Genomic DNA, 24,541 nt, shown 5'->3' with positions numbered 1-24,541 from the left:
CACCTCCGCGAAGGTTGCGGCCATCGCCGTGCGCGAGAAGGACACGGCTCTAGCCGTGCACGAGACACCGTTCCGAGCGTGCGGCACGGAACCGCTGCCGCCACTTCCGTCCGCGCCTCGACGCCACCACACCTCTCCCGAACACGAGGGCCGCCCGTGTCCAGCATGCGGAGTGCGATGGGCCCGGAGAGCCCGAGTGGCCCCCCGGCGCGCGCGTGCGAATCCCGTCATGATCCCTCGGTTATGAGGAACTCCTGCGGCACCTCATCATGCACGGTGAACACCGAGTCAAGCCCGGTCACCTGCAGAATCTTGCGTACGGCAGGACGTGGCGCGGCGACGTCGAGCGCCCCTCCCTGCTCCTTCATTCGTTTGAGTGCCGACAGCAGTACGTTCATCCCCGTGGAGTCGCAGAAATCCACGGCGGACATGTCGATGACCACCCGGCTTGGCCCCTCCTGCAGCAGCCGAGTGAACTCGGACTGCAGGTGAGGCGCCGTGTACAGGTCGATTTCTCCGGTGATGGCAACGAGTGCGCATCCGGCATGTGATCGAGTCGAGACCTTGAGCTCCACATGGGCAGGCTAGCGGCGCGGAGGCTTCCGGTCACGTTGTCACGCCGATAGGGCAACCACAGGTTTTTGTCCTCCGTTTGGGCTCCATGAAAACGGAGAGTACGCGAAGCTTGACAGCGTGACACTGCGACCGGCGTCGGTTCATGGAGAAGGAGGGGCTGGGGCACGACTGGCGGGCCCCGCATCGATGAAAGCCGAGCAACCTGAAGATCCGCAGCGCCAAGGACTCCGGGAACATCTGGAGACCATCCTCATCCGCACAGATAAGGCCACTTCATGGCATGACGAAGCCGGGCACCTCCGCGGCCTGGTGAACCACGAAGGTTATGTCCCCATCCGCACCCGCCTCGCGGTCGACGACCTGGACTTCCTCGCCGGTGCTCGGACGGACTTGCTCAGATTCGCGGAGCTCGGGCTCAGGTTGCTCGATCTCCATCAGCCGCGCGACGCGGGCGGCATCACCAGCGACACCGCCCATCCGATCTTGCGGTGCCGGAGCTGCATGTGGCGCTGGCCCTGCCCGACATTTCGGGCGATATCGGAATCGTTCGGGAGCACCAAGGACAAGCCGGAGACCACACTCCCGGAGAGCGCCTGAGCCCGGACAGGGGGGCGATCGTCAGCCACTGACCAGGGGGAGCCGGATCTCGAACCGGCACCCGGGCCCGTCGTTGACCACCTCGATCACCCCGTCGTGCGCCTCCACGATCCCTTGCGCGATGGCCAGCCCCAGTCCGGCCCCACCGTCAGCACCAGGAGTACGAGCAGCCTCCCCCCGGAAAGCCACCTCGAACACCCGAGTCAGATCCTCCTCGGGAATCCCCCCGCAACAGTCGGCGACCGACATACAGGCCATCCCCGAGTCATCCACCCCGGCCCGCAGCAGCACGGTCCGGTCGGACGGCGTGTGCCGGATGGCGTTGACCACCAGGTTGCCCAGAGCCCGCCCCAGCGCCCCCGCGTCGGCCTCCACCGGCACGGCTGCCGCCGCCTCGGCCGTGAGCCGTACGCCCTTGGCCCTGGCCAGTGGCTCGGCGCCGGCCAGGGTGTCCGCGACGAGGTCGGCCAGCCCGATCCTGGCCCGGGTCAACCGCAGGGCCCCGGCGTGGATGCGCGACAGCTCGAACAGGTCGTCCACCATGGACGACAGCCGCTCCACCTCCAGCTTGATCTGCGCGTGGTAGCGAGCGACGGTCTCGGGGTCCGAGACCACCCCGTCCTCCAGCGCCTCGGCCATCGCCCGCATCCCGGCCAGCGGAGTGCGCAGGTCGTGGCTCACCCAGGCGACGAGCTCCCGCCGCGCCCCCTCAAGGGCCTGCTCGCGGGCGTAGGCCTCCTCCAGGGTGCCGGCGATCGTCTGCAGCTCGGCCGGCAACCCCTGAGGCGCGGCGAACGGCATCTCGCGCACGGCGGCCACCAGCCGCCTGCTCTCCCCCACCACCCGTCTGGCCACTACGAACGCCACCCCGAGCCCCACCAGCCCGCCCACGGCCACCACGCTGAGCACGGTGTCCTTGACCGGACCCGCGATGATCATCTTCATGGTGATCGCCACGACCCCCGCCAGGGTCGCCGTCACGGCCACCACCACGACCACGGCCAGCATGACCCCGATGGACCGCGTACGCAGGCGCCACATCACCCCGATGCCCGCGAGCGCCACGATCAGCCCGAGCCCGGCCGTGACGGCCACCACCATCGGCAGGTCGACCACGGCGACCACAGACGACGCAGACGGCTCCTCGACCGCGTACGACACCGGCCGGCCGCCGATCCCGGCCATCGCGGACGACACCGGCAGCCCGCCGACCCCGGCCACCCCATACAACGCCGGCAGCATGGCGGCCATCAGGAGCCCGCGAAGGGCTCATACCGGTATCCGACCCCCCACACCGTGACGATCCTCCGCGGCTCGGTCGGATCCGGTTCGATCTTCTCCCGCAGCCGCCGGACGTGCACGGTGACGGTCGAGGAGTCCCCGAACGACCACCCCCACACCTGACTCAGCAGCGCGGCCCGGCTGAAGGCCTGCCGCGGGTTACGCATCAGGTGAGCGAGCAGGTCGAACTCCCGAGCCGTCAGCAGCACCTCCTGCCCGCGCAGGCGCACCTCGTGCGCCCCCACGTCCACCACCAGGTCCCCGTCACGCAGCACCCCGGTGCCGCCCGTCACGGAGGCCCCACGGGCCCGCCGCAACACCGACTGCACCCGCAGCGCCAGCTCGCGCGGGCTGAACGGTTTGGTCACGTAGTCGTCGGCCCCGGTCTCCAGCCCGACCACCCGGTCGATCTCCTCGCCGAGCGCGGTGAGCATGATCACCGGGACCGGCCAGCGCTCCCTGAGCTTCCTGCACACCTGTAGCCCGTCGATCTTGGGCAGCATCAGGTCGAGCACCATGAGGTCGGGCGGATGGGCGAGGGCCCGGCGCAGCGCCTCGACGCCGTCGCCCACGCACTCGACCTCGTGCCCGTCCCGCTCCAAGTAGCGCGCCACGACCTCGGAAACGGTCGGATCATCATCGACCACCAGGATGCGCGTGTTCACTCCATCACGGTACGGCCGCAGGGCCGCCACAGGACGCCGCAGGACCCTGATGGGACAAGGACGTCATTGGTTCGTAAGCCTCGCGGATCATGCCCGGACGACGTACGGTAGCCCCATGGGTAGAGTCGTGATGCTTGTGCTGGGGACCTTGCTGGGTCTCTTCGTGCTGTTCAATTTCGTCCTGCCGATGCTGGTGGGCCTGGTCCAGATCGCTCTGATCATCGGAGCGGTCGCTCTGCTCGTCTTCATCGCGGTCGCCGTGGTCGGCAAGTCCTCGCGTTCGCAATGACCTTGCTGTTCGACCCGTGGCTGGTCGGGATCACCATGGTGGCGATCCTGCTGCTGGCCACGTGGGCGGCCACGCTGCTGCCCATCCTCGGCGGTGAGCCGGCCGGCTTTCCGCTGATTTACGCGCGCCGAACGGCCTTCCAGCGCCAGCGCGACCCCGACGCCGCCGGACGGCCGCGTCCACGAGCTCCGTGAGCCTGCCCCGCTTCCGGTCAAGCGGGGCTCCTCGGCACGAGTGAGCCCTTTCCTCGTCGCGTGAGAAATCAGGGCTCATGATCGATTCTCTTGTCACGTTCGTCATCAGCATGTCCGGCGGCCACGCCGCACTCGGGATCGTGCTGTTCACCCTCGCCGTACGCCTCCTGCTGCTGCCGCTCAACGTCCGCCAGGCCAGGACCATGAAGCTCCGCGAGCGGCTGGCGCCCAAGCTTCGCGAGCTGCGTAAGCGCTACGAGCGCAATCCCGAGCGGCTGGTCAAGGAGACGTCAGCGCTCTACGCCAAGGAAGGCAGCTCGCCGTTCGCGGGGTTCCTGCCGATGCTGGCGCAGTTGCCGTTCATGTGGCTGATGTACCGGGTGGCCACGCATCCGACCGCGCTCGCCGGTCATGACCTGTTCGGGGCTCCGCTGGGACAGCAGGTGGCAGGCGTGGTGGCTAATTTCGGTCTGGCCAGTGCACCGGTTTTGGTCTTTGTTGCGGTCATTCTGCTGGTCGCAGCGGTGGCCTGGCTCTCCGCCAGGCAGATCAAGGTCACGGAGGAGCAGCCGGAGCTGATGCGGAAGCTCATGCCGCTGATGCCGTACGGCTCCGTGCTGGCCGTGCTGGTGCTCCCCCTGGCGGCCGGCGTCTACCTGCTCGCCTCCACGGCGTGGGCTGTCAGCGAGCGCGCCGTGCTCTCGGCCCGGCCGCTCGGCACCGCCTGACAGGCCGGCCTAGCCGGCCTCGCGCAAGGCTGCGACCTGCCCGTTCATCGACCCTTTCGGAGCGGGCAGGATCGCCCACACCGTCGTCGTGTCACCGTCGTGCCGAACCCCCCAGCTCTCAGCCACGTATTCCACGATGCCCAGCCCACGGCCCCCGAGCGAGGACAGGGTCGGGCGTCCCGCCCGCGGCTCCGTCGCCGCACCCCCGTCGCTCACCGCCACTTCGATGTGATCGTCGCTGCGCAACCAGGCGACCCGAACCATGCCCGACGGCAGCGGATGCGCGTGCCGGAGCGCGTTGCTCAGCAACTCGCTCACCACGAGCACGGCATCGTCGATCGCAGCGGTAAAGACCCCATTTTCCTGCAGGTCAGTGCTCAGACGCTGGCGGGCAACGGCGACGCTGGACGGCGCGTACGGCAGCAGCACCACGCTTGACACACCCACCTCCCCGTTACCTGTGCCCCCGCGGGAACACTCCCCGGTACGACCGAAATGCCCCGTTACTCAATCCCAGAAACCGCATCTCGATCACAGCTTGTACACATTGGACGATAGATCAGCTCAACCGTGACCACCTCGTTACCGCATCGGTGTGTCGGATCCGATAGGGGAAGCACAGCCGAGAACGAGACGCATTCTCGTGCCGCCCCCAGGTCTCGGATGAGCACTCACATCTCCCCCCTGCGCCCTGGCGAGGCTGCGGACGATGTAAAGCCCGAGCCCCACTCCACCAAACCGTCTCCGGTCCCCGCTGTCCACCTGGACGAACCGCTCAAAGATCCGCTCCCGGTCAGGCGGGGCGATACCGACTCCCTCGTCATCCACGACCACGACCACGTCGTCGTCCTCCGGCCAGGCCTCAACGCTGATCAATCCACCCGCAGGTGAATATTTGAACGCGTTCTCCAGCAACTGCCCCAGAACGATGTCCGTAGCCAGCGCGTCCCCCAGCACCCGCGGCAGGCCGTCGGGGATGATCACCTCAACGCGGTGCTTGTCCGACAACACGGGCAGTCCGAGCGTGGCCGCGTGGATCCGCTCGGCCAGATCGAACACCTCGATCCGCACCTTCAGCTCATCCGCGCCCGCCCGGGAGCCGAGGAGCAGGTGGTCCATGAGCCGGCCCAGCGATCTGGACCGCTCGGCGATCGTGTGCACGGCCGAGCGGCGTTCGAGGTCGGTCAGTTTGTCCCAGCGCGCGTCCAGCGTGCTGGCGAACCCCCGCACGATCGTGATCGGCGTCCGCAGCTCGTGGCTGGTCGTCGCCAGGAACAGGTCCTTGGCCTCCTCCAGCTCCTTGGCCGTGGTGACGTCACGGAAGTCGATGACGACCTCGCCGGTCTCCTCGATCCGCGCGCTCACCACGTCCAGCCACCGGCCGGTCTCCATCTGGAACGTCACCTTCTCGCCCGGCTCGGGCAGCGGGAACGGCGGCGGCCCGCCGATGACGGCCTCGGCGGGAAAGGCGGTCAGCTCGGCGGCGGCCGGGTTCCAGCGCACCACGCGACCGGCGCCGTCGAGCACGGCGATCCCGTCGGCGCTGGCGTCGAACACCGCCCGCTCGTGCGCCCGCTGCCGCACGGCCTCCTGGTAGGCCACCGCGTTGCCCACGGCGATGCCCGCATGGCCGGCCAGCAGCTCCAGCAGCTCCAGCTCCAGGTGTCCCGGCGTGCGCCGGGCGAACAGCGCGTACAGAGCGCCGTACGGCCGCCCGCCGACGGCGGCCAGGCCCAGCGCGATGGTGTGCAGTCCGCTCAACCGGGCCCAAACCAGGTCGTCCAGCCCGTCCGACTGCAGCAGGACGGTTTTGCCGGTCCGTAAAAGTTTGTCCACGAGGCTGGTGCGGAGATCGGTGGTGGTGCCGCGGAGCGTTTCCGGCAACTGGTACGTGCTGACCAGCCGCAGCCGATCCTCCTCGATGAGCACGAACCCACCCGCGTCGGCCCCGGTGAGCTCGGTCAGATTGGCCGAGATCCGGTCGAGCACGGCGGGCAGCTCCAGCTCGGAGTTGATGTCGCCGACCACGTCGGTGAGCCGGCGCACCAGCCGGTCACGGCGGGCCATCCGGCTGCGCGCGACGTCGTCGGCCTGGGCCAGGAAGTGCACGCAGACGTAGCCGGCCACGGCGCTGCCCAGGCGCAGCGCGGAGATGTCGACCCGCACGTCGAGCGCGGTTCCGTCCCGGCGCAGACGCTTGGTGCGCAACGACACCTGGCCCCCGGTGCGCACCCGTTCCAGCACGGCGTTGTGCTCGGCGCTCAGCTCGTCCGGCACGATCGCCGCCCGCCGGCCGAGCATCTCCGCAGCCGTCCAGCCGAACAGCCGTTCGGCCGCGTCGTTCCAGACGAGCACGCCCTGGTCCCTGTCCAGCGCCACGACGGCGTTGGGTGAGCTGGCGAGCACCGCACGAGCGATCTCGTCGTCACTACCGGCCCATTCGTCCCCCACTACTCCATAGTGCACGCGGCACGGTGAGTGCGGCGGGCGATCCGTCCGATACGCTGCGGTCACGGTGATTCTCGGCGGCTGGGGAGGGTGAGAGGTATGTCGAGCGGCGATCTCGATGCCCTGCTGCGGGTGACCTCCAGCACCTACCGGGGCGACACCCCGCCGGACATCGCGTTCGGCACCTACGACGGCGCGGTGGGGCAGTTGGTGCTCGCCGTGACGGGCAAGGGCATCGCGGCCTGCAGCTTCGAGCCGGAAAACGACGTCTTCGAGCTGGTCACCCGGCATGTGGGCTCCTACATCGGGCCGGACGCCCGCCGCCTCGACCCGGTGCGCAGGGAGCTGGACGCCTACTTCTCCGGCCGGCTGCGCGCCTTCACCACGCCGGTCGACCTGGCGCTCGCCACCGCGTTCGCGCGCACGGTGCTGCAGAAGACGATGGCGGTCCCCTACGGCACCACCACGACGCTGGAGCGGATCGGCGAGAGCATCGGCCGGCCGCGCGCGCTGCGCGCGATCGGCAACGCGCTGGCCTCCAACCCCGTCTGCGTGGTCGTGCCCTGCCACCGCGCGGTGCGCGAGGACGGCGCGCTCGGCGACTACGCGGGCGGCCCGGCCGCCAAGCAGCATCTGCTCAACGTCGAGCGCCGCGCCGCCGCAGCGACCCGATGAGCAGCGTGACCAGCGCGGCCACCAAGGCCCCGCCGAGCGCGCCGTTCATCCACGGTTGCCGGGTGAAGCCGATCGCGTCGCGGACCGCGGCCCAGAAGCCGTCCCACGGCTCGATCGTCAGCGTCGAGGTCGTCAGCCAGTAGGCGGCGAAGCCGAGCGCCCACGGCACCAGCATCGACCAGCGTGAGGGCGCGTTCTCCTCGGTGTTCCAGCGGTGGGAGCCGCCGAGCACGAAGTAGTCGACGGCCAGCACCGCGAACATCGGCACGAACACCGCGCCGATCACGCCGAGGAACGCGCCGTACGACGTGACGTCCACGATCAGGGCGATCGCGACGGTGAGCACCCCGATGGCGACGGAGAAGACCCGCCGGTCCACGCGCGGCATCAAATTCTGCAGCGAGACCGTGGTGGAGTAGACGTTGGCGAAGGACTGGTCGGTCTCGCGCAGCACCAGGATGCCGAAGAACAGCGCGCCGGCGGGCACCGCCACGAAGGGGGCGAACACCGCCGTGCTGTCGGCCAGCACCGCGTCGGCCCCGGCGATCGCCACCGCGTAGACGCCCAGCCCCAGGCAGGCGACCTGCGCCAGCGTGTAACCGCCGACCACGCCGGTGAACGCGGCCCTGCTGGACCTGGAGTGCCGGGCGAAGTCGGCCGCCATCGGCACCCACGACACCGACAGCGCGATCACGTAGTCCACGGCCGGCGCGAACGCCGTCCAGGACCCGCCGGTGTGCGCGGGGGCCTCGGTCAGGAAGAACCAGGCGAACCAGACCATCGACACGACCACGCCGGCGGTGACGTACCGCCGCAGGATGCGTACCGAGCCGAGCGGCCAGATCGTCAGCGCGGTCGTGAGCACGCCCGCCACGATCACCCACACCTGGTACGGCACCGCGCCGAAGATCGCGGTGGCCGCCTTGGCGATCACCCACAGCTCGAACGCGCCCCAGCCGAGCATCTGCACGATGTTCAGCACCGTGGGAACGTAGGAGATCCTGGCCCCGAACAGCCCCCGGAGCAGCACCATCGCCGGCTGTCCCGTGTGGGTGCCGGGGATCGCCGAAAGACCCACCATGGCCGTGCCGACCAGGCTGCCGACCACGGCCGCCACGAGCGCGGCGGCCAGGCTGAGCGGGGCGTTGCCGAGCGGATCGAGCAGGAACAACGCCCCGGAGAAGCCCAGGAGGCTGACGCCCAGGTTCGCCCAGAGCGCGCCCTGGTCGAGCACGCCCAGGGTTTTGGGCGGCTTTCCTGCGAGAGTCAGGGGAACTTCGTCGGCGACATGCGACATCGCACACTCCCTACGCCGGCATTACCCGGACAGGTTCAGGCGGTCGGCAGCGGATTTCTAGCTGCCCTCTCAGCCCGGCACCCCGAGCTCCCGCGACGATCTGTAGTTTTCGCCCTCATCATGTCATAGAGGGGCGTGTCAGGCGACGAACGGCTCCTGCCCGGTCTCACTGACCATCGGGCGCCGCGCGGCCTCCCACGACTGCATGCCGCCGCCCACGTTGACCGCGTCGCGCCCGCCCTGGTCGAGCCAGGAGGCGACCTGCCACGAACGCCCGCCGACCCGGCAGACGACGTAGACCGTCTGGTCGGCCGGCACCTCGTCGACCCGCTGCTGGATCTGCGTCATCGGGATGTGCACGGCCTCGGGCGCGTGCCCGGCGAGCCATTCGTCCTGCTCCCGGACGTCGAGCAGATAGGCATCTGCGGGAACGGCGCTGGCCTCGATCTCACGAACGGTCATGACTCCATCATCTCGCGCCGCACGTCGTGCCTGGTACGCGCGCCGGACCGGGTCATTTGAGCAAGCGGGACAGGCGGCGGTCGGCCAGCGGCTTGCCGCCCGTCTGGCAGATGGGGCAGTACTGCAGCGAGGAGTCGGCGAACGACACCTCGCGGATGGTGTCGCCGCACACGTCGCAGGGCTGCCCAGCCCGGTTGTGGACCCGCAACCCGGACTTCTTCTCCGCCTTGAGGTCCTTGGCCGCCAGCCCGTGCGCCCGCTCGACCGCCACCCGCAGCGTGTCGACGATGGCCTCGTGCAGGTCGGCGATCTGCGCGTCCGTCAGCGTCGCCGCGATCTTGAACGGGGACATTCTGGCCGCGTGCAGCACCTCGTCGGAGTAGGCATTGCCGATGCCGGCGATGATCTTCTGGTCGCGCAGCAGGCCCTTGATCTGGGTGCGGTTGCCGCCCACGATGCCCTTGAGCGCGGCCACGGTGAAGGACTCGGCGAGGGGGTCGGGGCCGAGGGCGGCGACACCGGGCACATCATCCGGATTTTTCGTGACATAGACGGCTAGGCGCTTCTGCGTCCCCGCCTCGGTCAGCTCGAACCCCGGCGCCAGGCCCTCGTCGTCGGGCGTCAGCCGGACGCGTACGGCGAGCGGGCTCTTGCCAGGACGGACGGGCTTGGCGCCCGTGAGGTCCTCCCGCCAGCGCAGCCACCCCGCCCTGGCCAGGTGGATGACCAGGTGCAGCCCGTCGCAGTCGAGGTCGAGGAACTTGCCGTGCCTCGACACGCCGGTGACGGTGAGCCCGCCGAGCGCGGTCACCGGCGGATCGAAGGTCTTGAGCGCCTGGAAGCCGACCACGTCGACGCCTGCGATCGTGCGGCCCACCGCCCGCTCGCGCAGAAAGTGGGTGAGAGACTCCACTTCGGGAAGTTCCGGCATGGCACCAGAGTACGATGCGCGCCCGGCTGTCCACAGCCTGTGGAAACTACGGCACGTTCCAGAAGGCCAGCTCGTGCGCCATCCCCTCGGCGAACAGAGCCTCCGCCCGCGCGGGGTCAGGGTCGGCCTCGTCGATCATCTGCCCGATCCGCACGGTGAGCGCCGCGAACCCGGGATCCGCGTACGTGTCCACCCAGGCCCGATATCTCGGCTCAGCAGGCGGATTCTCCGCCAAAATCCGTCCAAGACTCGAATATCCCCACATGCACGGATACAGCGCCGCCAGGCCCTCCCCGTACGACCCCGCCGACTCCAGCAGGAACGCCGTGTACGCCGCACACGCCGGCCCCTTCACCGCCCCCTCCAGATCGGCCCCGAACTCCGCCGACATCGACCGGTGCAGGCTCAGCTCGTCGTGGTAGGTCGTGTGCGCCAGATCCACCAGGTCGCCCAGATGCGCCGCGGGCGCCCGCCAGGCCAGCCGGGCGAACACCCGCACGTAGTCCAGCAGGAACAGGTAGTCCTGCTCCAGCCACGACCGGAACACCGGCTCCGCCAGGTCGCCCCGCCCGATCCCCACCACGGTGGGATGGTCGAGCTGCGCCTTCAGCAGCGGCCGGCCGATGGCGTGCAATCTCTCCGAGACACTCATGGCTGGGAGGTTAGCCGGGCGCCGTGACAGCGCCCGGCCAAGGCCGCGGGGCTCAGTTCGCGTCGAGGATGTTCTTCGGCACCGGCTTGTCGTTCTTCAGCGCCTCGAACAGGGCCAGGGCCTTCGTCCTGTCCCACTTGACCGCAGCGCCGCCCCCGGCCACGATCTCGTTGCCGCCGAACGGCACCACCGTCGTCACCGGGCTGTCGCCCATCGCCAGCCCCAGCGAGAGCAGGTCGAACGCGCCCGTGGTGGAGTCGACCTCGACCGCGTCCGTGGCGCTCATCGCCAGCGGGATCGAGGTGAAGGGGTTGATCAGCACGCCGGGGCTGGCCGCCTTCTTCACGACCGCCCCCAGGAACTGCCGCTGCCGCTTGGTGCGCTCGAAGTCGGGCAGCGCGCCGCCCTTGCGGGTGCGTACGTAACCGAGGGCCTGGGAGCCGGTGAGCGTCTGCGTGCCCTTCTTGAGCTTCAGCCCCGCCTTCGGGTCGTCCACGTCGGCGCGGACGTTGATCTCGACCCCGCCGATGGCGTCCACGATGTCCACGAAGCCGGCGAAGCCGATCTCCATGTAGTTGTCGAGGTGCACTCCGGTGGCGCTCTCCACGGTGCGGACCAGGAGCTTCGGCCCGCCGATCGCGTAGGCGGAGTTGAGCTTGTCACGCCCCTTGCCGGGAATGGTGACCGCCGAGTCGCGCGGCAGGCTGACCAGGGTCGGCTTGTCGCCGCCGTCGGGGACGTGCAGCAACATCATGGAGTCCGTGCGCTGGCCGACGGCCCGGCCCGTGGCGAGCTTCTTGCGCTGGGCCGCCGTCAGGCCCTTGCGGCTGTCGGAGCCGACGAGCAGCCAGTTGGTGCCGGGGGTGTCGGCGGGACGGCCCTCGTATTCGTCCAGCACGCCGTCGATCCCGGCCAGCCGGGAGTCGATCCAGAAGAACATCCCCACGGCCGCCACCAGGAGCACCACCAGCACCCCCGCGACGATCTTCAGGATCGTCCGGCCCGACATCCGCTTGCGCGGCCCTCTGGGCGGCCGGCCGGCCGGCTCGTCCTTCGACCGCAGCGGCTTGACGGGGCTGCCGCCGGAACGTTCCCTGCCGTAGACGCGCGCGCCGCTCTTGGGCGGCGGCGACCCGGACGGGGACGCCGCAGGGGCCGGGGACGCGGCCGGAAGCTTGTGCGTGGGCGCGGCCCCGCCGGACGGGGCCTGGTGTGCGGGCGCACCCCCCGAGCGCAGGCCGTCGGCGGGCCTCGGCGGCAACGGGCGGCCGTCGCCTGGCGAGCGCATGGCCCTCGTCCGGTCGTCCTCAGACACGTTCGTCTCCCCTTCGGCTTGCCATAGACGCTACGTCCAACCCCCAGCCAGTGCAGACGTCTGACCAAGATTCGTCTAGGGAAAAGTACCCGGAACCAGCACCTCGGCACGGATTCCGCAAAATCCGCGGGATCCGGCGAGACGTCATCGATGCGGAGAACACACCACCGGACGGCCGGCGCCGGGTCCCGACATATTCGTACAGCGGGACCGGCTGGATCCCCGGCCCAGCAGCCCCGCCGTGTTCGGAGGCCACCGCGGAAACATAGACGCCACCTGTTTCGTTACGGTTATGGACGACCTCTATCGAAGGGAAGATCGTGTCCGCTCCGGACTCATGGAGTCTTTGCCCGTGCGCGGGCACGGGTTCCTCTGAGAGCGGCTCACTCCGGTGAGCGCTTATTTGGGCCTTCTGGCCCTCTTCATTCTTACTGCGGCGACCGGTTACTTCGTCGCCCAGGAATTCGCCTTCGTCGCCGCCGACCGCTCCCTGCTGCGTGAGCAGGCCGCCGCGGGCGACGCGGCCGCCGAGAAGGCGCTCAAGGTGACCTCCCGGCTGTCCTTCATGCTCTCGGGCGCGCAGCTCGGCATCACGGTGACGGCGCTGCTCGTCGGTTTCCTCGCCGAGCCGTCGATCTCGGTCATCGTCCGGCCCTGGCTCGACGGCCTGGGCCTGTCCGAGGGCATGATCTCCGGTCTCTCCGTGGCCGCCGGCGTGCTCGTGGCCACGGTGGTGCAGATGGTGCTCGGCGAGCTGGCGCCCAAGAACCTCGGGATCGCCAGGCCGGAGCCGGTGGCCAAGTTCCTGGCCGGCTCGACGCTGCTCTATCTGGCGGTGGTCGGGCCGGTGGTCCGGCTGTTCGACTCGGCCGCCACGGGCCTGCTCAGGCGTCTCGGCATCGAGCCCGTCGAGGAGGTCGAGCACGGCGCGACGCCGGAGGAGCTCTCCCGCATCATCGAGGAGTCGACCCGGGCGGGCGAGCTGCCGCCGAGGCTGTCCGAGCTGCTCGAACGCGCTCTGGAGTTCGGCGACCGCATCGCCGAGGAGATCATGGTGCCGCGCCCCCGCGTGGTGGCCCTGCGCGACTCGCAGCCGATCTCCGACCTGCTGGAGGTCATGCGCCAGTGCGGCCACTCCCGCTACCCGGTGCTCGGCGCCGACGGTGACGTCGTGGGCGTGACGGGCGTGCGCGAGCTGCTCTCGTACGGGCTCGACGAGGGCCTGATCGCCGCGATCAGCCGCCCCGCCCTGCTGATCCCCGATTCGGTCCCGCTCCCCGCGGTGCTCGACAGGATGCGGGCGGCCAAGGCCGACATCGCCTGCGTCATCGACGAGTACGGCGGCCTGGCCGGCGTGATCACGGTGGAGGACCTGGCGGAAGAGCTCGTCGGCGAGCTGGTCGACGAGAACGACCCGGAGCCCGCCGGCGCGGTCGGTCATCCGGACGGCATCTGGGAGGTTCCCGGCCGTCTCAGGCTCGACGAGGTGGAGCGCGCGACCGGCGTCGCCCTTCCCGAGAGCGACGACTATGACACCCTCGCCGGTCTCATCCTGGCCAGGCTCGGCAGAATGCCGAACCCCGGCGACACGGTGACCGTCCCGCTGAACCCGGACCCGGATCCCTTCATGGAACGCCCGGAGGAGCACCAGGCGGAGCTGACCGTCATGTCCCTCAACCGTCGCGTGCCCGAATGGGTCAGGGTGGCCCCGGTCGAGCACGCGGGGGTGATCCGATGACCATGATCATCATAGGTCTCGTGCTGCTCGGGTTCAACGCGCTGTTCGTGGCCGCCGAGTTCGCCTTCGTCTCCGCCAGGCGCCACCGCCTGGAGGAGATGGCCTCCAACGGCAACCGATTGATCCGGATCGCGGCTAAGTCCGCCGTGGGCGGCGGCCGCCAGCTCTCGCTCATGCTGGCCGGCGCTCAGCTCGGCATCACGCTGTGCACGCTGGGTCTGGGTCAGGTGACCGAGCCGGCCATCGAGCACGCCCTGGAGCCGGTCTTCGCGGCCGTGGGGGTGCCGGAGGCCCTGCGCCTGCCGATCGCGCTGGCGATCGCACTGGCGCTGATCACGTTCCTGCACATGGTGGTGGGCGAGATGGCCCCGAAGTCCTGGGCGCTGACCCATCCCGAGCGCTCGGTGCTGCTCCTGACCCTGCCGTTCCGCGCCTTCACGTCGCTGATGCGCCCGCTGCTCTCGGCGCTGAACGGTGTGACGAACCTCATCCTGCGTCTCTTCGGCGTGGAGCCCCGCAACGAGCTGGCCACGACGAGAACCCCGCGCCAGCTCGCCATGCTGGTCGGCGAGTCGGGCCGGATGGGCCTCCTGGACCGGGAGGAGCACGACCTCCTGACCCGGGCCCTGCGCCTGGACGGCCAGGGCATCGAACGCCTGATGGTCCCGATCGACCGGGCGGTCAAGGTCGCGTCCACGGCCGACTCGGCCCAGATCCGCGCCGCCGCGGCGGCCAGCGGCCACCTGAGGCTGCTGGTGGGCGGCCAGGAGCACGTAGAGGGCGTCCTGCACGCCCGCGACGCCCTCCTCCAGCCCACCCGCAGAGCAGGCGACCTGGCCCGCCCGATCCCCAGGCTCGCCTGCGTCACCCAGGTCCCCGAGGCCGTGACAGCCCTCCAGGAGGCGAGAGCTCACCTGGCCCTGGTCATAGACCAGACCGAGGCGGTCATCGGCATGGTGAGCCTCACCGACCTCCTGGGAGAACTTCTGGACACCAAGGCGGCCTGAAAACCGGGGCAGTCACAACGTTTGGGCTGGGCCGACGGGCCCAGCCCACTAATGTGACCTAAAACACATCGGCCGAGATCGCAAGCCACCCGAAACCAGCCTGCAACCCCTCAGACCTACATTCCGAACGCGGCCAAGCCGCACAAAGACCTTCTTGCAAAAGAAAAGGGGCCCGACCCTTGCGATCGAGCCCCTACTTCGTCAATGTGGGTCTGCGCCAGCGAGCAACCACAACCAGGTTTTGACAGGGGGCCCGGGGGAACTCCCCCGGAAGCTTTCCCCCTGGGGGTCCGGGGGTTATCCCCCGGATAGACATGGCGAGGGGACCCGTTGGAAGCAAGCCGTTAGGCTAGCGACCAAGAGTCCCCAGTTACCGAGGTGGGCGAGGAGGGATTTGAACCCTCACGTCCTTTCGGACACACGGACCTGAACCGTGCGCGTCTGCCGTTCCGCCACCCGCCCTTGTGGGTGCGGAAAGAACAGTAGCACGGAACAGTCACTGGTACTGAACCCGGATACGATCGCATAAGACACGGGAGCGGAGGAGCTGGGCGCGACAGCCGACGAGCGCCGGCACCAGCCGCGACGTGGGACGAGCGGGCACCGGGCGCGGGAGCGTCTGGGGGCCGCGATCATATGCACGGAGGAAGGGAGGTACCCGGTGGGAGTCCTTCAGCGCTTCGAGCGAAGGCTCGAAGGCTTGGTTGAGGGGGCCTTTGCGCGGGCGTTCAAATCTGACCTTCAGCCGGTCGAGGTCGCCAGCGCGGTTCAGCGGGAGATGGATGAGCGTGCGGCGATCGTCGCGCAGGGTCGCACGCTCGTGCCCAACGACTTCGTGGTTGAGCTGTCCACGACCGACAGCGAACGGCTTGAGGTTTACGCCGACAGCATCAGCCACGAGCTGGCCAACCTCGCCAGGGAGTACGCCAAGGAACAGGGCTACTCCTTCGTGGGACCGGTCCGGGTGCGCTTCGAGACCGCCGGCGACCTGGCCGTGGGGCTGTTCCGCATCAGATCGGGCGTCATCCGCGGCGCTACGGTGGAGCAGGACGAGATTCGCCAGCCGGCGAGCGACCTGCCTCCGTCGAGGCCGGGCGCTTTCAACGGGCGGCCCCGGCTGCTCGTCTCCACTCAGGACGACCCGCAGGGCGACCGTTCCTACGAGCTCACCACTCCGGTGACCTTGCTCGGCAGGGGCACCGACTGCGATCTTCGTCTGGTGGATCCCGGGGTTTCGCGTCATCACGCGGAGCTGCGGGTCGAGGGGCAGCTTGTCGTGCTCGTCGACCTGGGGTCGACCAACGGAACTTTCGTCAATGGCCAGCCGGTACGCAGAATCGAGCTCCAGAATGGCACGCGAGTGACCCTGGGGCGTACGACTCTGGTGTTCCGGCGCGATTAGAGGTAGACAAACGGTCCATGTCCGAGCTCACGCTGCTGCTGATCCGGCTAGCCTTCCTGGCGGTGCTGTGGTTCTTCGTCATTGCCGCAGTCGGCGTGATCCGGACTGACTTGTTCGGTTCACGCACGGCTCCCGTGGGTCCACGCAAAGGCGTGAAACCCGCCAAACCCGTGGCCAAGCCCAAGAGCAAAAAGGGCGAGCCACGACAGCTCATCGTTACCGGTGGCCCGCTGCAAGGCACCACCATTAACCTCACGGAGACGCCCATCACCATTGGCCGGGCGAATGACGCCACGCTGGTAGTCAGCGACGACTACGCTTCCAGCCGGCATGCCCGGCTCTTCCCTCAGGACGGTCAGTGGATCGTGGAAGATCTCGGTTCGACGAACGGCACGTATCTCGACCGCTCGAAAGTCACCCGCCCGACCCCGGTGCCGCTCGGTGTTCCGATCCGCGTCGGCAAGACAGTCATTGAATTGCGCAAATGACCATCGCACTCCGCTACGCCGCCCGCTCGGACGTCGGCCTCCTCCGCGAAGGAAACGAGGACTCGGCGTACGCCAGCGGCCGCCTGCTCGCCGTCGCCGACGGCATGGGCGGGCACGCACACGGTGAGGTGGCGAGCTCTGTCGCCATCGCATCCATGGCCTCTCTCGAAGAGGCCCAACAGGGCGGCGACCTGCTCAACGCCATCGAGGCAGCGGTACGCGACGCCAATCGCAGGCTGCACGAGATGGTGGGGCGGGACCCCAGCCTCAAAGGCATGGGCACGACTCTCACGGCCATGCTCTGGCACGGCACCCAGGTCGCACTGGTGCACGTCGGCGACTCGCGCGCCTACCTGCTCAGGCGCGGGGAGCTCTACCAGATCACGCATGATCACACGCTGGTGCAACAACTCGTCGACGACGGGCGCATCACGCCGGAAGAGGCGGCCACGCATCCGCAACGCTCGATCCTGCTGCGCGCGCTCGACGGCAGCGGCGAGGTCGATCCCGATCTCACGCTCCGCGAGGCGCAGGTGGGCGACCGCTACCTGCTCTGTTCCGACGGCCTGTCGGGCGTGGTCAGCGCGGAGACGTTGCATGCCACGCTCACCAACATCGACGACCCGGAAGAGGTCGTGCGCCAGCTCATCGATCTGGCGAACCGAGGTGGCGGGCCTGACAACATCACGTGCGTGCTGGCCGACGTGATCGAGGTCACCGATGGGCAGCAGGTGCCGGGCGACGTCTCCATCGTCGGCGCCGCGGGCATGACCCGCCTGCACACCAGCCCTCCGGAGACCTCTCCGGGGCGACCCGGCGCGGTGACCGCACCCCAGCCGGCGATCGCCGACGACGACGTCGATGAGCCGGTCGCGCGAGCGACCCGGCGCTCGGGCAAGCGTCGTCGTCTGTGGCCCGTGCTGCTCACCGTGCTCGGTGTTGGAGCCGTAGTCGTCGCCGTCGGCGGTTACTTCGGCTATCAGTGGACCCAGGAGCAGTACTTCGTCGGCGCCAGGGGCGACGAAGTGGTCGTTTTCCAGGGGGTCAAGCGGGAGGTGGGGCCGTTCCCGCTCTTCCACGTCTCCAAGCCCACCGGACGGCAGCTCTCCCAGCTGTCCGAGGCCGACCAGGCCCTGATCAGGAGTGGCATCCCCGTGACCACCGTCACAGAAGGCATGACCAAGATCAACGCTTTGAAGTTCGCGGAAGCCGAGGACCAGAAGAGCGAGACGCCCGCGACCGTGACCGCGTCGCCCACGCCGACCGCGAGTGCGACCAAGACGAAGCAACAGTAGATGAGCGAAGTCGCCCCTTCCCCCGTCCCGATGCCGGCCAAGCGCCGCGCGGCCCAGCTCATCATGCTGGCCCTCGCGGTGGCGATCGTCATGGGCGCCTACGCCAACGTGGGCCTGGCCATCGACGGCACGATCCCCGCGGGGATGCTGACGTACGGGCTGGGCCTGGGCGGGCTGATGCTGGCCGCCTACTTCGTGCTGGCCAAGTTCGCCCCGTGGGCCGATCCGCTGATCCTGCCGGTGGTCACCGTGATCAACGGCCTCGGCCTGGTGATGATCTACCGGCTCGAATCCGCCAAGATGGGCGGGGCCTCGGCCGCCAACCAGATCATGTGGACGGCGGTCGGCGTCGTCATGTTCGCGGTCACCCTGATCGTGGTGCGCGACCACCGCATGCTCCAGCGGCTCACCTACACCGCGGGCGCCGTCGGCCTGGTCCTGCTCGCGATCCCCGCGCTGCTGCCCGGCAGCCTGAGCGAGGTGCAGGGCGCCAAGATCTGGATCCGCATCGGCGGCTTCTCCATCCAGCCGGGCGAGTTCGCCAAGCTGGCGCTGGTCGTCTTCTTCGCGGGCTACCTCGTCGCCAAACGCGACGTGCTGGCCCTGGCGGGGCGGCGGCTGCTCTTCATCGACCTGCCACGGGCCAGGGACCTCGGCCCGATCCTCGCGACCTGGGGGCTCAGCCTGCTGGTCCTGGTCTTCGAGAAGGACCTGGGCACCTCGCTGCTGCTGTTCGGCACGTTCATCGCGATGCTCTACATGGCCACCCAGCGCACCTCGTGGGTGCTGATCGGCATCCTGCTGTTCGTCGGCGGCGCCTTCTTCGCCGGGCAGTTGTTCGACCACGTCGGCGCCCGCTTCGACGCCTGGCTCGACCCGGGCAACCCGATCTACTACGGCAACGACCCCGTCTGCCTGACGGACCCGCCGGGCGATGCGATGTGCAGCAAGAGCTACCAGATCATGCAGGGGCTCTTCGGGTTCGGCGCGGGCGGCATCCTGGGCACCGGGCTCGGTCAGGGGCACCCCGACCTGATCCCGCTGTCCTTCTCCGACTTCATCTTCGCCGCGACGGGCGAGGAGCTGGGCCTGACCGGGCTGATGGCGCTGCTCATGCTCTACGCGCTGCTGGTCGAGCGGGGTCTGCGGACCTCGATCGTGGCCCGCGACCCGTTCTCCAAGCTGCTGGCGGGCGGCCTGTCGTTCATTCTGGCCTGGCAGGTCTTCATCATCGTCGGCGGTGTGACGAACCTCATTCCCCTGACCGGCCTGGTCACCCCGTTCATGTCACAGGGTGGCTCGGCACTGCTGGCTAACTGGGTCCTTATCGCGCTCCTGGTACGCATGTCAGATGCGGCCCGGCGCCCCCCGCCCCAGGCGATCCAGAACGAAGGAATGACGCAGGTGTTCCAGCGATGAACAGCACCCTGAAGCGCGCGGCCGTGGCGTGCCTGGCCATGTTCGCGCTGCTGATGATCAACGTGAACTTCCTGCAGGCGGTGCGGGCGGAGGACCTGCGCTCGGACACGCGCAACACCCGTAACTACTACGAGCGTTACGCGATCGAGCGCGGTCGCATCACCGCCGGCGGCAAGGTGATCGCGCAGTCCGTCGAGACCGACAGCAAGAACTTCAAGTTCGTCAGGCAGTACCCCGACGGCAAGCTCTACGCGCACGTCACCGGCTTCTTCTCCCCCGAGAGCGCGAGCGCGATCGAGGGCACCCAGAACAGGCTGCTCGACGGCTCCAGCGCCGATCTGCTGCTGCGGCGGAGCATCGACCTGTTCACCGGCGAGCCGACCAAGGGCGCCAACGTCGACGTGACGATCAACCCCAAGGCCCAGAAGGCCGCCTACGACGCGCTGCGGGACAGCGGCAAGCGGGGCGCGCTGGTCGCGATCAACCCCAAGACGGGCGCGATCCTGGCCATGGTGTCGCTGCCCACCTACGACCCCGCCGAGTTGTCCGGCACCGACAAGGGCAAGGTTTTCAGCCGCTACGACGAGCTGGCCAAGGAGAAGGGCCAGCCGCTGCTCAACCGGGCCATCGCCCAGACCTACCCGCCCGGGTCGACGTTCAAGGTGGTGACGGCGGCGGCGTACCTGGAGGACGACCCCTCACGCGGGCCGCAGACGACCGTGGACGCGCCGCAGCGGCTGCCCCTGCCGGGCACGAACATCAGCCTGCCCAACTACGGCGGCGCGGCCTGCGGCTCCGGCTCGGTCACGCTGATCTACGCGCTGGAGCGGTCCTGCAACACGCCGTTCGGCAGCATCGGCATGGACCTGGGCTTCGAGAAGCTGAAGGACCAGACCGAGAGGTTCGGCATGGGCCGGCAGATCGGGGTGCCGATGTCGGTGGCGCAGAGCGACTTCGGCGAGAAGGAGGACAAGGCCGCCCTGGCCATGGCCTCCATCGGCCAGCGCAGCAACCGGATGACGCCGCTGCAGATGGCCATGATCGCCGCGGGCATCGCCAACGACGGCAAGGTCATGAAGCCGTACCTCGTCAACAAGATCAGTGACGCCCAGGGCGACGCGATCGAGGAGGCCAAGCCGGAGGAGCTGACCGAAGCGGTCAGCTCCGAGACGGCGGGCAAGTTGCGCGAGATGATGGTGAGCGTGGTCGCCAACGGCACGGCCAACCTGGCGCAGGTGCCGGGCGTCCAAGTAGCGGGCAAGACGGGCACGGCGGAGACGGCCGACGGCGCGCCGCCGCACGCCTGGTTCATCTCCTTCGCGCCCGCCGACGACCCGCAGGTGGCCCTCGCGGTCATCGTCGAGTCGGGTGCGGCGAACGTGGGCGCGGAGGCGACCGGCGGCCACACCGCCGCGCCGATCGCAAAAGCTGTGCTGGAGGCGGTGCTGAACAAGTGAGTGGCGGCGCTGAACAAGTGCGTCACGGTAGCGTGACGAGTCATGCGGCTCGGTAACCGCTACCTCCTGGTCTCCCGCATCGCCACGGGCGGTATGGGTGAGGTCTGGCGTGCCCGGGACGAGTTGCTCGGGCGCGAGGTCGCGGTGAAAATCCTGCGCAGCCACATTTATGCCGATCCCACCTTCCGCGAGCGGTTCCGCAACGAGGCCAGGCTCACCGCGGCGCTGGCCGACCCCGGCGTGGCCCAGATCTTCGACTACGGCGAGCAGAGCGACCTGGCCTACCTCGTGATGGAGCTGGTGCACGGGGAGCCGCTGTCGGCCATCCTGGCGCGCAACGGCGCCATCGGGCCCGAGGTGGCGCTCGACGTGGTGCACCAGACCGCCAAGGCGCTGCACGCGGCCCACTCCTCCGGGATCATCCACCGCGACATCAAGCCCGGCAACCTGCTGGTCACCCAGGAGGGGACCATCAAGGTGACGGACTTCGGCATCGCGCGGGCCCTGGAGGCGGCGCCGGTGACGCAGACCGGCACCGTGCTGGGCACGGCCCAGTACGTCAGCCCCGAGCAGGCGCAGGGCTTCCAGCTCACGCCCTCGACCGACCTCTACTCCCTGGGCGTCGTCGCCTACGAGTGCCTGTCGGGCCGCACGCCGTTCCGCGGCGACAACCAGGTGGCCATCGCGCTGCAGCACCTCAACGAGCTCCCGCAGCCACTGGGCGTGGACGTTCCCGCGGCGGCGCGGGAGCTGGTCATGTCACTGCTGGCCAAGGAGCCGGCGCAGCGGCCCGCCTCGGCGCTCGAGGTGGCCGACCGGGCCTACGTGCTGCGCGAGTCGCTGGCCAGCGCGCCGCACGGCGCCGATCTCAGCATGCTCACCGACCCCGGCGGCTTTCGTGTGCGCGAGTCCGGGGGCTTTCACGGACACGAGTCCGAGGGCTTTCCCGTACGCGAGTCCGGAGGCTTCCACGGGCGTGAGTCCGAGGGCTTTTACGGACGCGAGCGAGCGCCCGAGGACGAGCGGGAGACCGACAACCTCAGCCCCGCCACGACGCTGCAGCCACCGCCTGCCCCCGTCAGGCGCCGCAAGAGCGGCAGGACGCTGGCCGTGGTCGCCGCGGCCGGCTGCGTCGCGGCGGTGGGGCTCAGCGCCATCACGCTCGCGAACCGCCAGCCTGAGGGTCCGGCGCCCCAGGTCGCGGAGCCCACGGGCTCGGTCGCGCCGACTCCCGACCAGATCCGCACCACGAAGACGAAGAAGCCCACGCGCAAGCCCACCGTGGTTCCGGTCAAGTCGCCGAGGATTACACCCTCACCGTCGGCTACGGTAAGCAGGTCGGCAACTCCTTCCAAGAAACCGACACCTACACCGAAACCAACCACCCGGACCCCTACGCCAACACCTACCCCGACGCCCACCACTACTCCGACCACTCCGACACCTACCGCCTCGCCGGACCCGGGTGAATCCAACCCGCCCAAGGAGGAGACGTGATGCGCAAATGGGGTCGATGATGGACACCGGCTGCCCCCCGAGCAGGCCGGTACCCAAGATGAACGGTAAGGGACAGTGCAGGAAATGACTCAGCCTCGGCTACTCGGTGGTCGCTACGAGCTCGACGGTGTCGTCGGGCGCGGTGGCATGGCCGAGGTGTATCGCGCCCGAGACATCCGGCTGGACCGCATAGTCGCGATCAAGACCCTCCGCTCCGACCTGGCGCGCGATCACACCTTCCAGGCCCGGTTCCGCCGCGAGGCGCAGTCGGCGGCCTCGCTGAACCATCCGGCGGTCGTCGCGGTCTACGACACCGGCGAGGACGTCTCAGAAGGCGCCCCCGTACCGTACATCGTGATGGAGTACGTCGACGGCCGCACGCTGCGCGACCTGCTCCGCCAGGATCGGCGGTTGCTGCCGGAGCGCGCGACCGAGCTGGTCGACGGCATCCTGCGGGCGCTCGACTACAGCCACCGCGGCGGCATCGTGCACCGCGACATCAAGCCGGCCAACGTGATGATCACGCGGGCCGGCGACGTCAAGGTGATGGACTTCGGCATCGCCCGCGCGATGGCCGACTCCGCGGCCACGATGACGCAGACGGCGCAGGTGATCGGCACCGCCCAATACCTCTCTCCCGAGCAGGCGCGGGGCGAGCGGGTCGACGCGCGCAGCGACGTCTACTCCACCGGCTGCGTGCTGTACGAGCTGCTGACCGGGCAGCCGCCGTTCACCGGCGACTCCCCCGTCGCGATCGCCTACCAGCACGTGCGCGAGGAGCCGATCCCGCCGTCGCAGATCGATCCCGAGATCCCGGCGTGGGCCGACGCGATCGTGCTCAAGGCCATGGCCAAGGACCCGGCTCACCGCTACCAGAGCGCGACCGAGATGCGGGCCGACATGCAGCGGGCGATGTCCGGCCAGCCGGTCGACGCCCAGACGATGGCGATGACCGGCAACTACGGCCAGGGCACGCGCATGATGACGACGACCCAGGCGGCTCAGGGCCCGGCCACGCAGCGCCAGGGCGCTCTGCCCGGTTACGAGTACGGCGACGGCGAGGGTGGCGGCCGCGGGCGGCGCCGGGCCCCCGGCGGTGGAAACTCCGCCGTCAAGACCGCGCTGTGGATCATCGTCCCGCTGCTGATCATCGGGGCGTTCGTCACGGTGGGCTACCTGGTGTTCGGCGCCAAGGACACGCCCAGCGACACGACGGTGACGATTCCGTCCCTCGCCACGCAGGAGGGCAAGTACGCCGAAGAGCAGCTCAAGCTCCTGGGGCTCACTGTCCAGGTGGAGCGGGAGTTCAGCGACGAGGTCGACAAGGACTCGGTGATCAAGACCGACCCCGACGCGAACGCCAAGGTCGACAAGGGCTCGACGGTCAAGCTGTTCGTGTCCAAGGGCGCCGAGAAGATCAAGGTGCCCGCCGGGCTGGTCAACCTGTCGCAGGAAGACGCCATGAAGCTCCTGGAGGAGGCCGGCCTGCGTGGCACGGTCAAGGCCAGGGCGTCCGGCAAGCAGCAGGGCACGGTCATCGCCACCGACCCCAAGGCCGGCGCGGAGATCGAGAAGGGCGGCACGGTCACCCTCTACGTGCCCAAGGAGCTGGGCGAGGTGCCCAGCCTGATCGGGCTCACCGTGGAGGACGCCACGGCGCAGCTCAAGGCCTCGGGCTTCAAGACCAAGGTCTCCGAGCAGCCCAGCGACCAGCCCGAGGGCACGGTCATCCAGCAGAACCCGGGTGAGGGCACCAAGCTGCCGCCGGGCACGACGATCACGATCGTGGTGTCCACCGGTCCTCAGGACACGCAGCCGCCGCCCACCTCCGACTTCCCGTCGGACGAGCCCACGGACGACGGGGGCGGCGACTTCCCGTCGGACGAGCCGACCGAGGACAATCCGATCGGCGACGAGGGCCTCGGCGGCTGAGCGACCGGGACGAGGGCTTCGGTGGCTGAGCCACCGGGACGACAGTCTCGGCGGCTCAGCCACCGGCACAGGCCCGCAGGACAAGGCGAAGGGCCGCCCCCTCCCCCCGCGGGGGGGGGGGGGGCCGTGGGGGTGGCGGGCAAGCGGGGCGGGCCCGCGGCGTCGGGGGGCGGGGGGGGGGGGGGGCGCCCCCCCC

24 protein-coding genes, 1 tRNA gene and 1 riboswitch are annotated in these 24,541 nt (G+C 69.3%); of the genes, 14 read left to right on the top strand and 11 right to left on the bottom strand.

Annotated elements, in window-relative coordinates:
• Positions 1-227 precede the first annotated feature (227 nt).
• On the bottom strand, positions 228-575 hold the full coding sequence (locus tag ACWD0F_RS29110; protein ID WP_449880811.1) for an STAS domain-containing protein: 348 nt from the start codon (positions 573-575) through the stop codon (positions 228-230).
• 187 nt (positions 576-762) lie between these two features.
• Here ACWD0F_RS29110 and ACWD0F_RS29105 point away from each other — a divergent pair, with 187 nt between their 5' ends.
• Complete coding sequence (locus tag ACWD0F_RS29105) at positions 763-1,173, top strand: hypothetical protein (protein WP_449880809.1); 411 nt, start codon at positions 763-765, stop codon at positions 1,171-1,173.
• Between the two features lie 21 nt (positions 1,174-1,194).
• On the opposite strand, the gene ACWD0F_RS29100 is transcribed toward ACWD0F_RS29105, so the two are convergent.
• Both ACWD0F_RS29100 and ACWD0F_RS29095 read right to left on the bottom strand, forming a co-directional pair.
• On the bottom strand, positions 1,195-2,415 hold the full coding sequence (locus ACWD0F_RS29100; protein WP_449880807.1) for a sensor histidine kinase: 1,221 nt from the start codon (positions 2,413-2,415) through the stop codon (positions 1,195-1,197).
• An 8-nt stretch (positions 2,416-2,423) separates the two neighbouring features.
• Positions 2,424-3,119, bottom strand: coding sequence for a response regulator transcription factor (locus tag ACWD0F_RS29095; protein WP_449880805.1), 696 nt, complete (start codon positions 3,117-3,119; stop codon positions 2,424-2,426).
• A gap of 115 nt (positions 3,120-3,234) precedes the next feature.
• Here ACWD0F_RS29095 and ACWD0F_RS29090 point away from each other — a divergent pair, with 115 nt between their 5' ends.
• The 3 genes from ACWD0F_RS29090 (at position 3,235) to ACWD0F_RS29080 (ending at position 4,330) form a co-directional block, all read left to right on the top strand.
• Positions 3,235-3,408, top strand: a complete 174-nt coding sequence (locus tag ACWD0F_RS29090; RefSeq protein WP_449880803.1) for a hypothetical protein — start codon at positions 3,235-3,237, stop codon at positions 3,406-3,408.
• Complete coding sequence (locus ACWD0F_RS29085; protein WP_449880801.1) at positions 3,405-3,602, top strand: DUF6412 domain-containing protein; 198 nt, start codon at positions 3,405-3,407, stop codon at positions 3,600-3,602. The genes ACWD0F_RS29090 and ACWD0F_RS29085 overlap by 4 nt, the downstream gene beginning before the upstream one ends.
• Before the next feature lie 77 nt (positions 3,603-3,679).
• Entirely contained in the window at positions 3,680-4,330 is a 651-nt protein-coding gene (locus tag ACWD0F_RS29080) for a YidC/Oxa1 family membrane protein insertase (protein WP_449880799.1), read from the top strand.
• Positions 4,331-4,339: 9 nt separating this feature from the next.
• Here ACWD0F_RS29080 and ACWD0F_RS29075 read toward each other — a convergent pair whose 3' ends face one another.
• Both ACWD0F_RS29075 and ACWD0F_RS29070 read right to left on the bottom strand, forming a co-directional pair.
• Positions 4,340-4,762: an ATP-binding protein gene (locus tag ACWD0F_RS29075; protein WP_449880797.1), complete on the bottom strand. Its 423-nt coding sequence runs from the start codon at positions 4,760-4,762 to the stop codon at positions 4,340-4,342.
• Between the two features lie 150 nt (positions 4,763-4,912).
• Positions 4,913-6,781: an ATP-binding protein gene (locus tag ACWD0F_RS29070; RefSeq protein ID WP_449880795.1), complete on the bottom strand. Its 1,869-nt coding sequence runs from the start codon at positions 6,779-6,781 to the stop codon at positions 4,913-4,915.
• A 96-nt stretch (positions 6,782-6,877) separates the two neighbouring features.
• On the opposite strand from ACWD0F_RS29070, the gene ACWD0F_RS29065 reads away from it, so the two are divergent.
• Positions 6,878-7,453 (top strand): methylated-DNA--[protein]-cysteine S-methyltransferase, encoded by a 576-nt coding sequence (locus tag ACWD0F_RS29065; protein ID WP_449880794.1) that lies wholly within the window; start codon positions 6,878-6,880, stop codon positions 7,451-7,453.
• Here ACWD0F_RS29065 and ACWD0F_RS29060 read toward each other — a convergent pair.
• The 5 genes from ACWD0F_RS29060 to ACWD0F_RS29040 all read right to left on the bottom strand — a co-directional run bounded on the left by ACWD0F_RS29060 (position 7,416) and on the right by ACWD0F_RS29040 (position 12,110).
• Complete coding sequence (locus ACWD0F_RS29060; protein ID WP_449880792.1) at positions 7,416-8,750, bottom strand: purine-cytosine permease family protein; 1,335 nt, start codon at positions 8,748-8,750, stop codon at positions 7,416-7,418. The two genes, ACWD0F_RS29065 and ACWD0F_RS29060, sit on opposite strands and share 38 nt — an antisense overlap.
• Positions 8,741-8,854: riboswitch (TPP riboswitch) on the bottom strand. It overlaps the preceding gene by 10 nt.
• Before the next feature lie 34 nt (positions 8,855-8,888).
• Positions 8,889-9,212, bottom strand: a complete 324-nt coding sequence (locus tag ACWD0F_RS29055) for a rhodanese-like domain-containing protein (protein ID WP_449880790.1) — start codon at positions 9,210-9,212, stop codon at positions 8,889-8,891.
• Positions 9,213-9,264: 52 nt separating this feature from the next.
• Complete coding sequence (locus tag ACWD0F_RS29050; protein ID WP_449880788.1) at positions 9,265-10,143, bottom strand: Fpg/Nei family DNA glycosylase; 879 nt, start codon at positions 10,141-10,143, stop codon at positions 9,265-9,267.
• A gap of 46 nt (positions 10,144-10,189) precedes the next feature.
• Positions 10,190-10,795 carry a TenA family protein gene (locus tag ACWD0F_RS29045; RefSeq protein ID WP_449880786.1) on the bottom strand — a complete coding sequence of 202 codons (606 nt, stop codon included), beginning with the start codon at positions 10,793-10,795 and terminating at the stop codon, positions 10,190-10,192.
• 52 nt (positions 10,796-10,847) lie between these two features.
• The gene (locus ACWD0F_RS29040) at positions 10,848-12,110 is read right to left on the bottom strand and encodes an LCP family protein (protein ID WP_449880784.1); all 1,263 of its coding nucleotides are present in this window, start codon (positions 12,108-12,110) and stop codon (positions 10,848-10,850) included.
• A 391-nt stretch (positions 12,111-12,501) separates the two neighbouring features.
• Here ACWD0F_RS29040 and ACWD0F_RS29035 point away from each other — a divergent pair, with 391 nt between their 5' ends.
• Both ACWD0F_RS29035 and ACWD0F_RS29030 read left to right on the top strand, forming a co-directional pair.
• Positions 12,502-13,848 (top strand): hemolysin family protein, encoded by a 1,347-nt coding sequence (locus tag ACWD0F_RS29035; RefSeq protein WP_449880782.1) that lies wholly within the window; start codon positions 12,502-12,504, stop codon positions 13,846-13,848.
• Positions 13,845-14,855 carry a hemolysin family protein gene (locus tag ACWD0F_RS29030; protein WP_449880780.1) on the top strand — a complete coding sequence of 337 codons (1,011 nt, stop codon included), beginning with the start codon at positions 13,845-13,847 and terminating at the stop codon, positions 14,853-14,855. The genes ACWD0F_RS29035 and ACWD0F_RS29030 overlap by 4 nt, the downstream gene beginning before the upstream one ends.
• 379 nt (positions 14,856-15,234) lie before the next feature.
• On the opposite strand, the gene ACWD0F_RS29025 is transcribed toward ACWD0F_RS29030, so the two are convergent.
• Positions 15,235-15,317 (bottom strand) — tRNA-Leu (locus tag ACWD0F_RS29025).
• A 199-nt stretch (positions 15,318-15,516) separates the two neighbouring features.
• Between ACWD0F_RS29025 and ACWD0F_RS29020 the strand changes: the two genes are divergently transcribed.
• From ACWD0F_RS29020 to pknB, 7 genes are all read left to right on the top strand, one after another.
• Positions 15,517-16,257, top strand: coding sequence for an FhaA domain-containing protein (locus ACWD0F_RS29020; protein ID WP_138694481.1), 741 nt, complete (start codon positions 15,517-15,519; stop codon positions 16,255-16,257).
• A gap of 17 nt (positions 16,258-16,274) precedes the next feature.
• Entirely contained in the window at positions 16,275-16,745 is a 471-nt protein-coding gene (locus ACWD0F_RS29015) for an FHA domain-containing protein FhaB/FipA (protein ID WP_449880777.1), read from the top strand.
• Positions 16,742-18,040, top strand: coding sequence for a Stp1/IreP family PP2C-type Ser/Thr phosphatase (locus ACWD0F_RS29010; RefSeq protein WP_449880775.1), 1,299 nt, complete (start codon positions 16,742-16,744; stop codon positions 18,038-18,040). Before ACWD0F_RS29015 ends, ACWD0F_RS29010 begins: the two co-directional genes overlap by 4 nt.
• Positions 18,041-19,459 (top strand): FtsW/RodA/SpoVE family cell cycle protein, encoded by a 1,419-nt coding sequence (locus tag ACWD0F_RS29005; protein ID WP_449880774.1) that lies wholly within the window; start codon positions 18,041-18,043, stop codon positions 19,457-19,459.
• On the top strand, positions 19,456-20,916 hold the full coding sequence (locus ACWD0F_RS29000) for a peptidoglycan D,D-transpeptidase FtsI family protein (protein WP_449880772.1): 1,461 nt from the start codon (positions 19,456-19,458) through the stop codon (positions 20,914-20,916). The genes ACWD0F_RS29005 and ACWD0F_RS29000 overlap by 4 nt, the downstream gene beginning before the upstream one ends.
• A gap of 42 nt (positions 20,917-20,958) precedes the next feature.
• Positions 20,959-22,413, top strand: a complete 1,455-nt coding sequence (locus ACWD0F_RS28995) for a serine/threonine-protein kinase (protein ID WP_449880770.1) — start codon at positions 20,959-20,961, stop codon at positions 22,411-22,413.
• Between the two features lie 84 nt (positions 22,414-22,497).
• Positions 22,498-24,345: a Stk1 family PASTA domain-containing Ser/Thr kinase gene (pknB, locus tag ACWD0F_RS28990; protein ID WP_449880768.1), complete on the top strand. Its 1,848-nt coding sequence runs from the start codon at positions 22,498-22,500 to the stop codon at positions 24,343-24,345.
• The last annotated feature ends 196 nt before the right edge of the window (positions 24,346-24,541 follow it).

This window comes from Nonomuraea sp. NPDC002799, assembly GCF_053592075.1.
The sequence above is the reverse complement of the archived record's forward strand: the minus strand, read 5'-3'. Positions and strand labels throughout refer to the sequence as shown.

Bases quoted from the DNA above. Each gene is read 5' to 3' on its own strand.
- ACWD0F_RS29065 (WP_449880794.1), top strand. From the start codon at position 6,878: ATGTCGAGCGGCGATCTCGATGCCCTGCTGCGGGTGACCTCCAGCACC.
- ACWD0F_RS29050 (WP_449880788.1), bottom strand. From the start codon at position 10,143: ATGCCGGAACTTCCCGAAGTGGAGTCTCTCACCCACTTTCTGCGCGAG.
- ACWD0F_RS29105 (WP_449880809.1), top strand. From the start codon at position 763: ATGAAAGCCGAGCAACCTGAAGATCCGCAGCGCCAAGGACTCCGGGAA.
- ACWD0F_RS28995 (WP_449880770.1), top strand. From the start codon at position 20,959: ATGCGGCTCGGTAACCGCTACCTCCTGGTCTCCCGCATCGCCACGGGC.
- ACWD0F_RS29085 (WP_449880801.1), top strand. From the start codon at position 3,405: ATGACCTTGCTGTTCGACCCGTGGCTGGTCGGGATCACCATGGTGGCG.
- ACWD0F_RS29005 (WP_449880774.1), top strand. From the start codon at position 18,041: ATGAGCGAAGTCGCCCCTTCCCCCGTCCCGATGCCGGCCAAGCGCCGC.
- ACWD0F_RS29060 (WP_449880792.1), bottom strand. From the start codon at position 8,750: ATGTCGCATGTCGCCGACGAAGTTCCCCTGACTCTCGCAGGAAAGCCG.
- ACWD0F_RS29030 (WP_449880780.1), top strand. From the start codon at position 13,845: ATGACCATGATCATCATAGGTCTCGTGCTGCTCGGGTTCAACGCGCTG.
- ACWD0F_RS29000 (WP_449880772.1), top strand. From the start codon at position 19,456: ATGAACAGCACCCTGAAGCGCGCGGCCGTGGCGTGCCTGGCCATGTTC.
- ACWD0F_RS29045 (WP_449880786.1), bottom strand. From the start codon at position 10,795: ATGAGTGTCTCGGAGAGATTGCACGCCATCGGCCGGCCGCTGCTGAAG.
- ACWD0F_RS29100 (WP_449880807.1), bottom strand. From the start codon at position 2,415: ATGCTGCCGGCGTTGTATGGGGTGGCCGGGGTCGGCGGGCTGCCGGTG.
- pknB (WP_449880768.1), top strand. From the start codon at position 22,498: ATGACTCAGCCTCGGCTACTCGGTGGTCGCTACGAGCTCGACGGTGTC.
- ACWD0F_RS29015 (WP_449880777.1), top strand. From the start codon at position 16,275: ATGTCCGAGCTCACGCTGCTGCTGATCCGGCTAGCCTTCCTGGCGGTG.
- ACWD0F_RS29055 (WP_449880790.1), bottom strand. From the start codon at position 9,212: ATGACCGTTCGTGAGATCGAGGCCAGCGCCGTTCCCGCAGATGCCTAT.
- ACWD0F_RS29010 (WP_449880775.1), top strand. From the start codon at position 16,742: ATGACCATCGCACTCCGCTACGCCGCCCGCTCGGACGTCGGCCTCCTC.
- ACWD0F_RS29090 (WP_449880803.1), top strand. From the start codon at position 3,235: ATGGGTAGAGTCGTGATGCTTGTGCTGGGGACCTTGCTGGGTCTCTTC.
- ACWD0F_RS29080 (WP_449880799.1), top strand. From the start codon at position 3,680: ATGATCGATTCTCTTGTCACGTTCGTCATCAGCATGTCCGGCGGCCAC.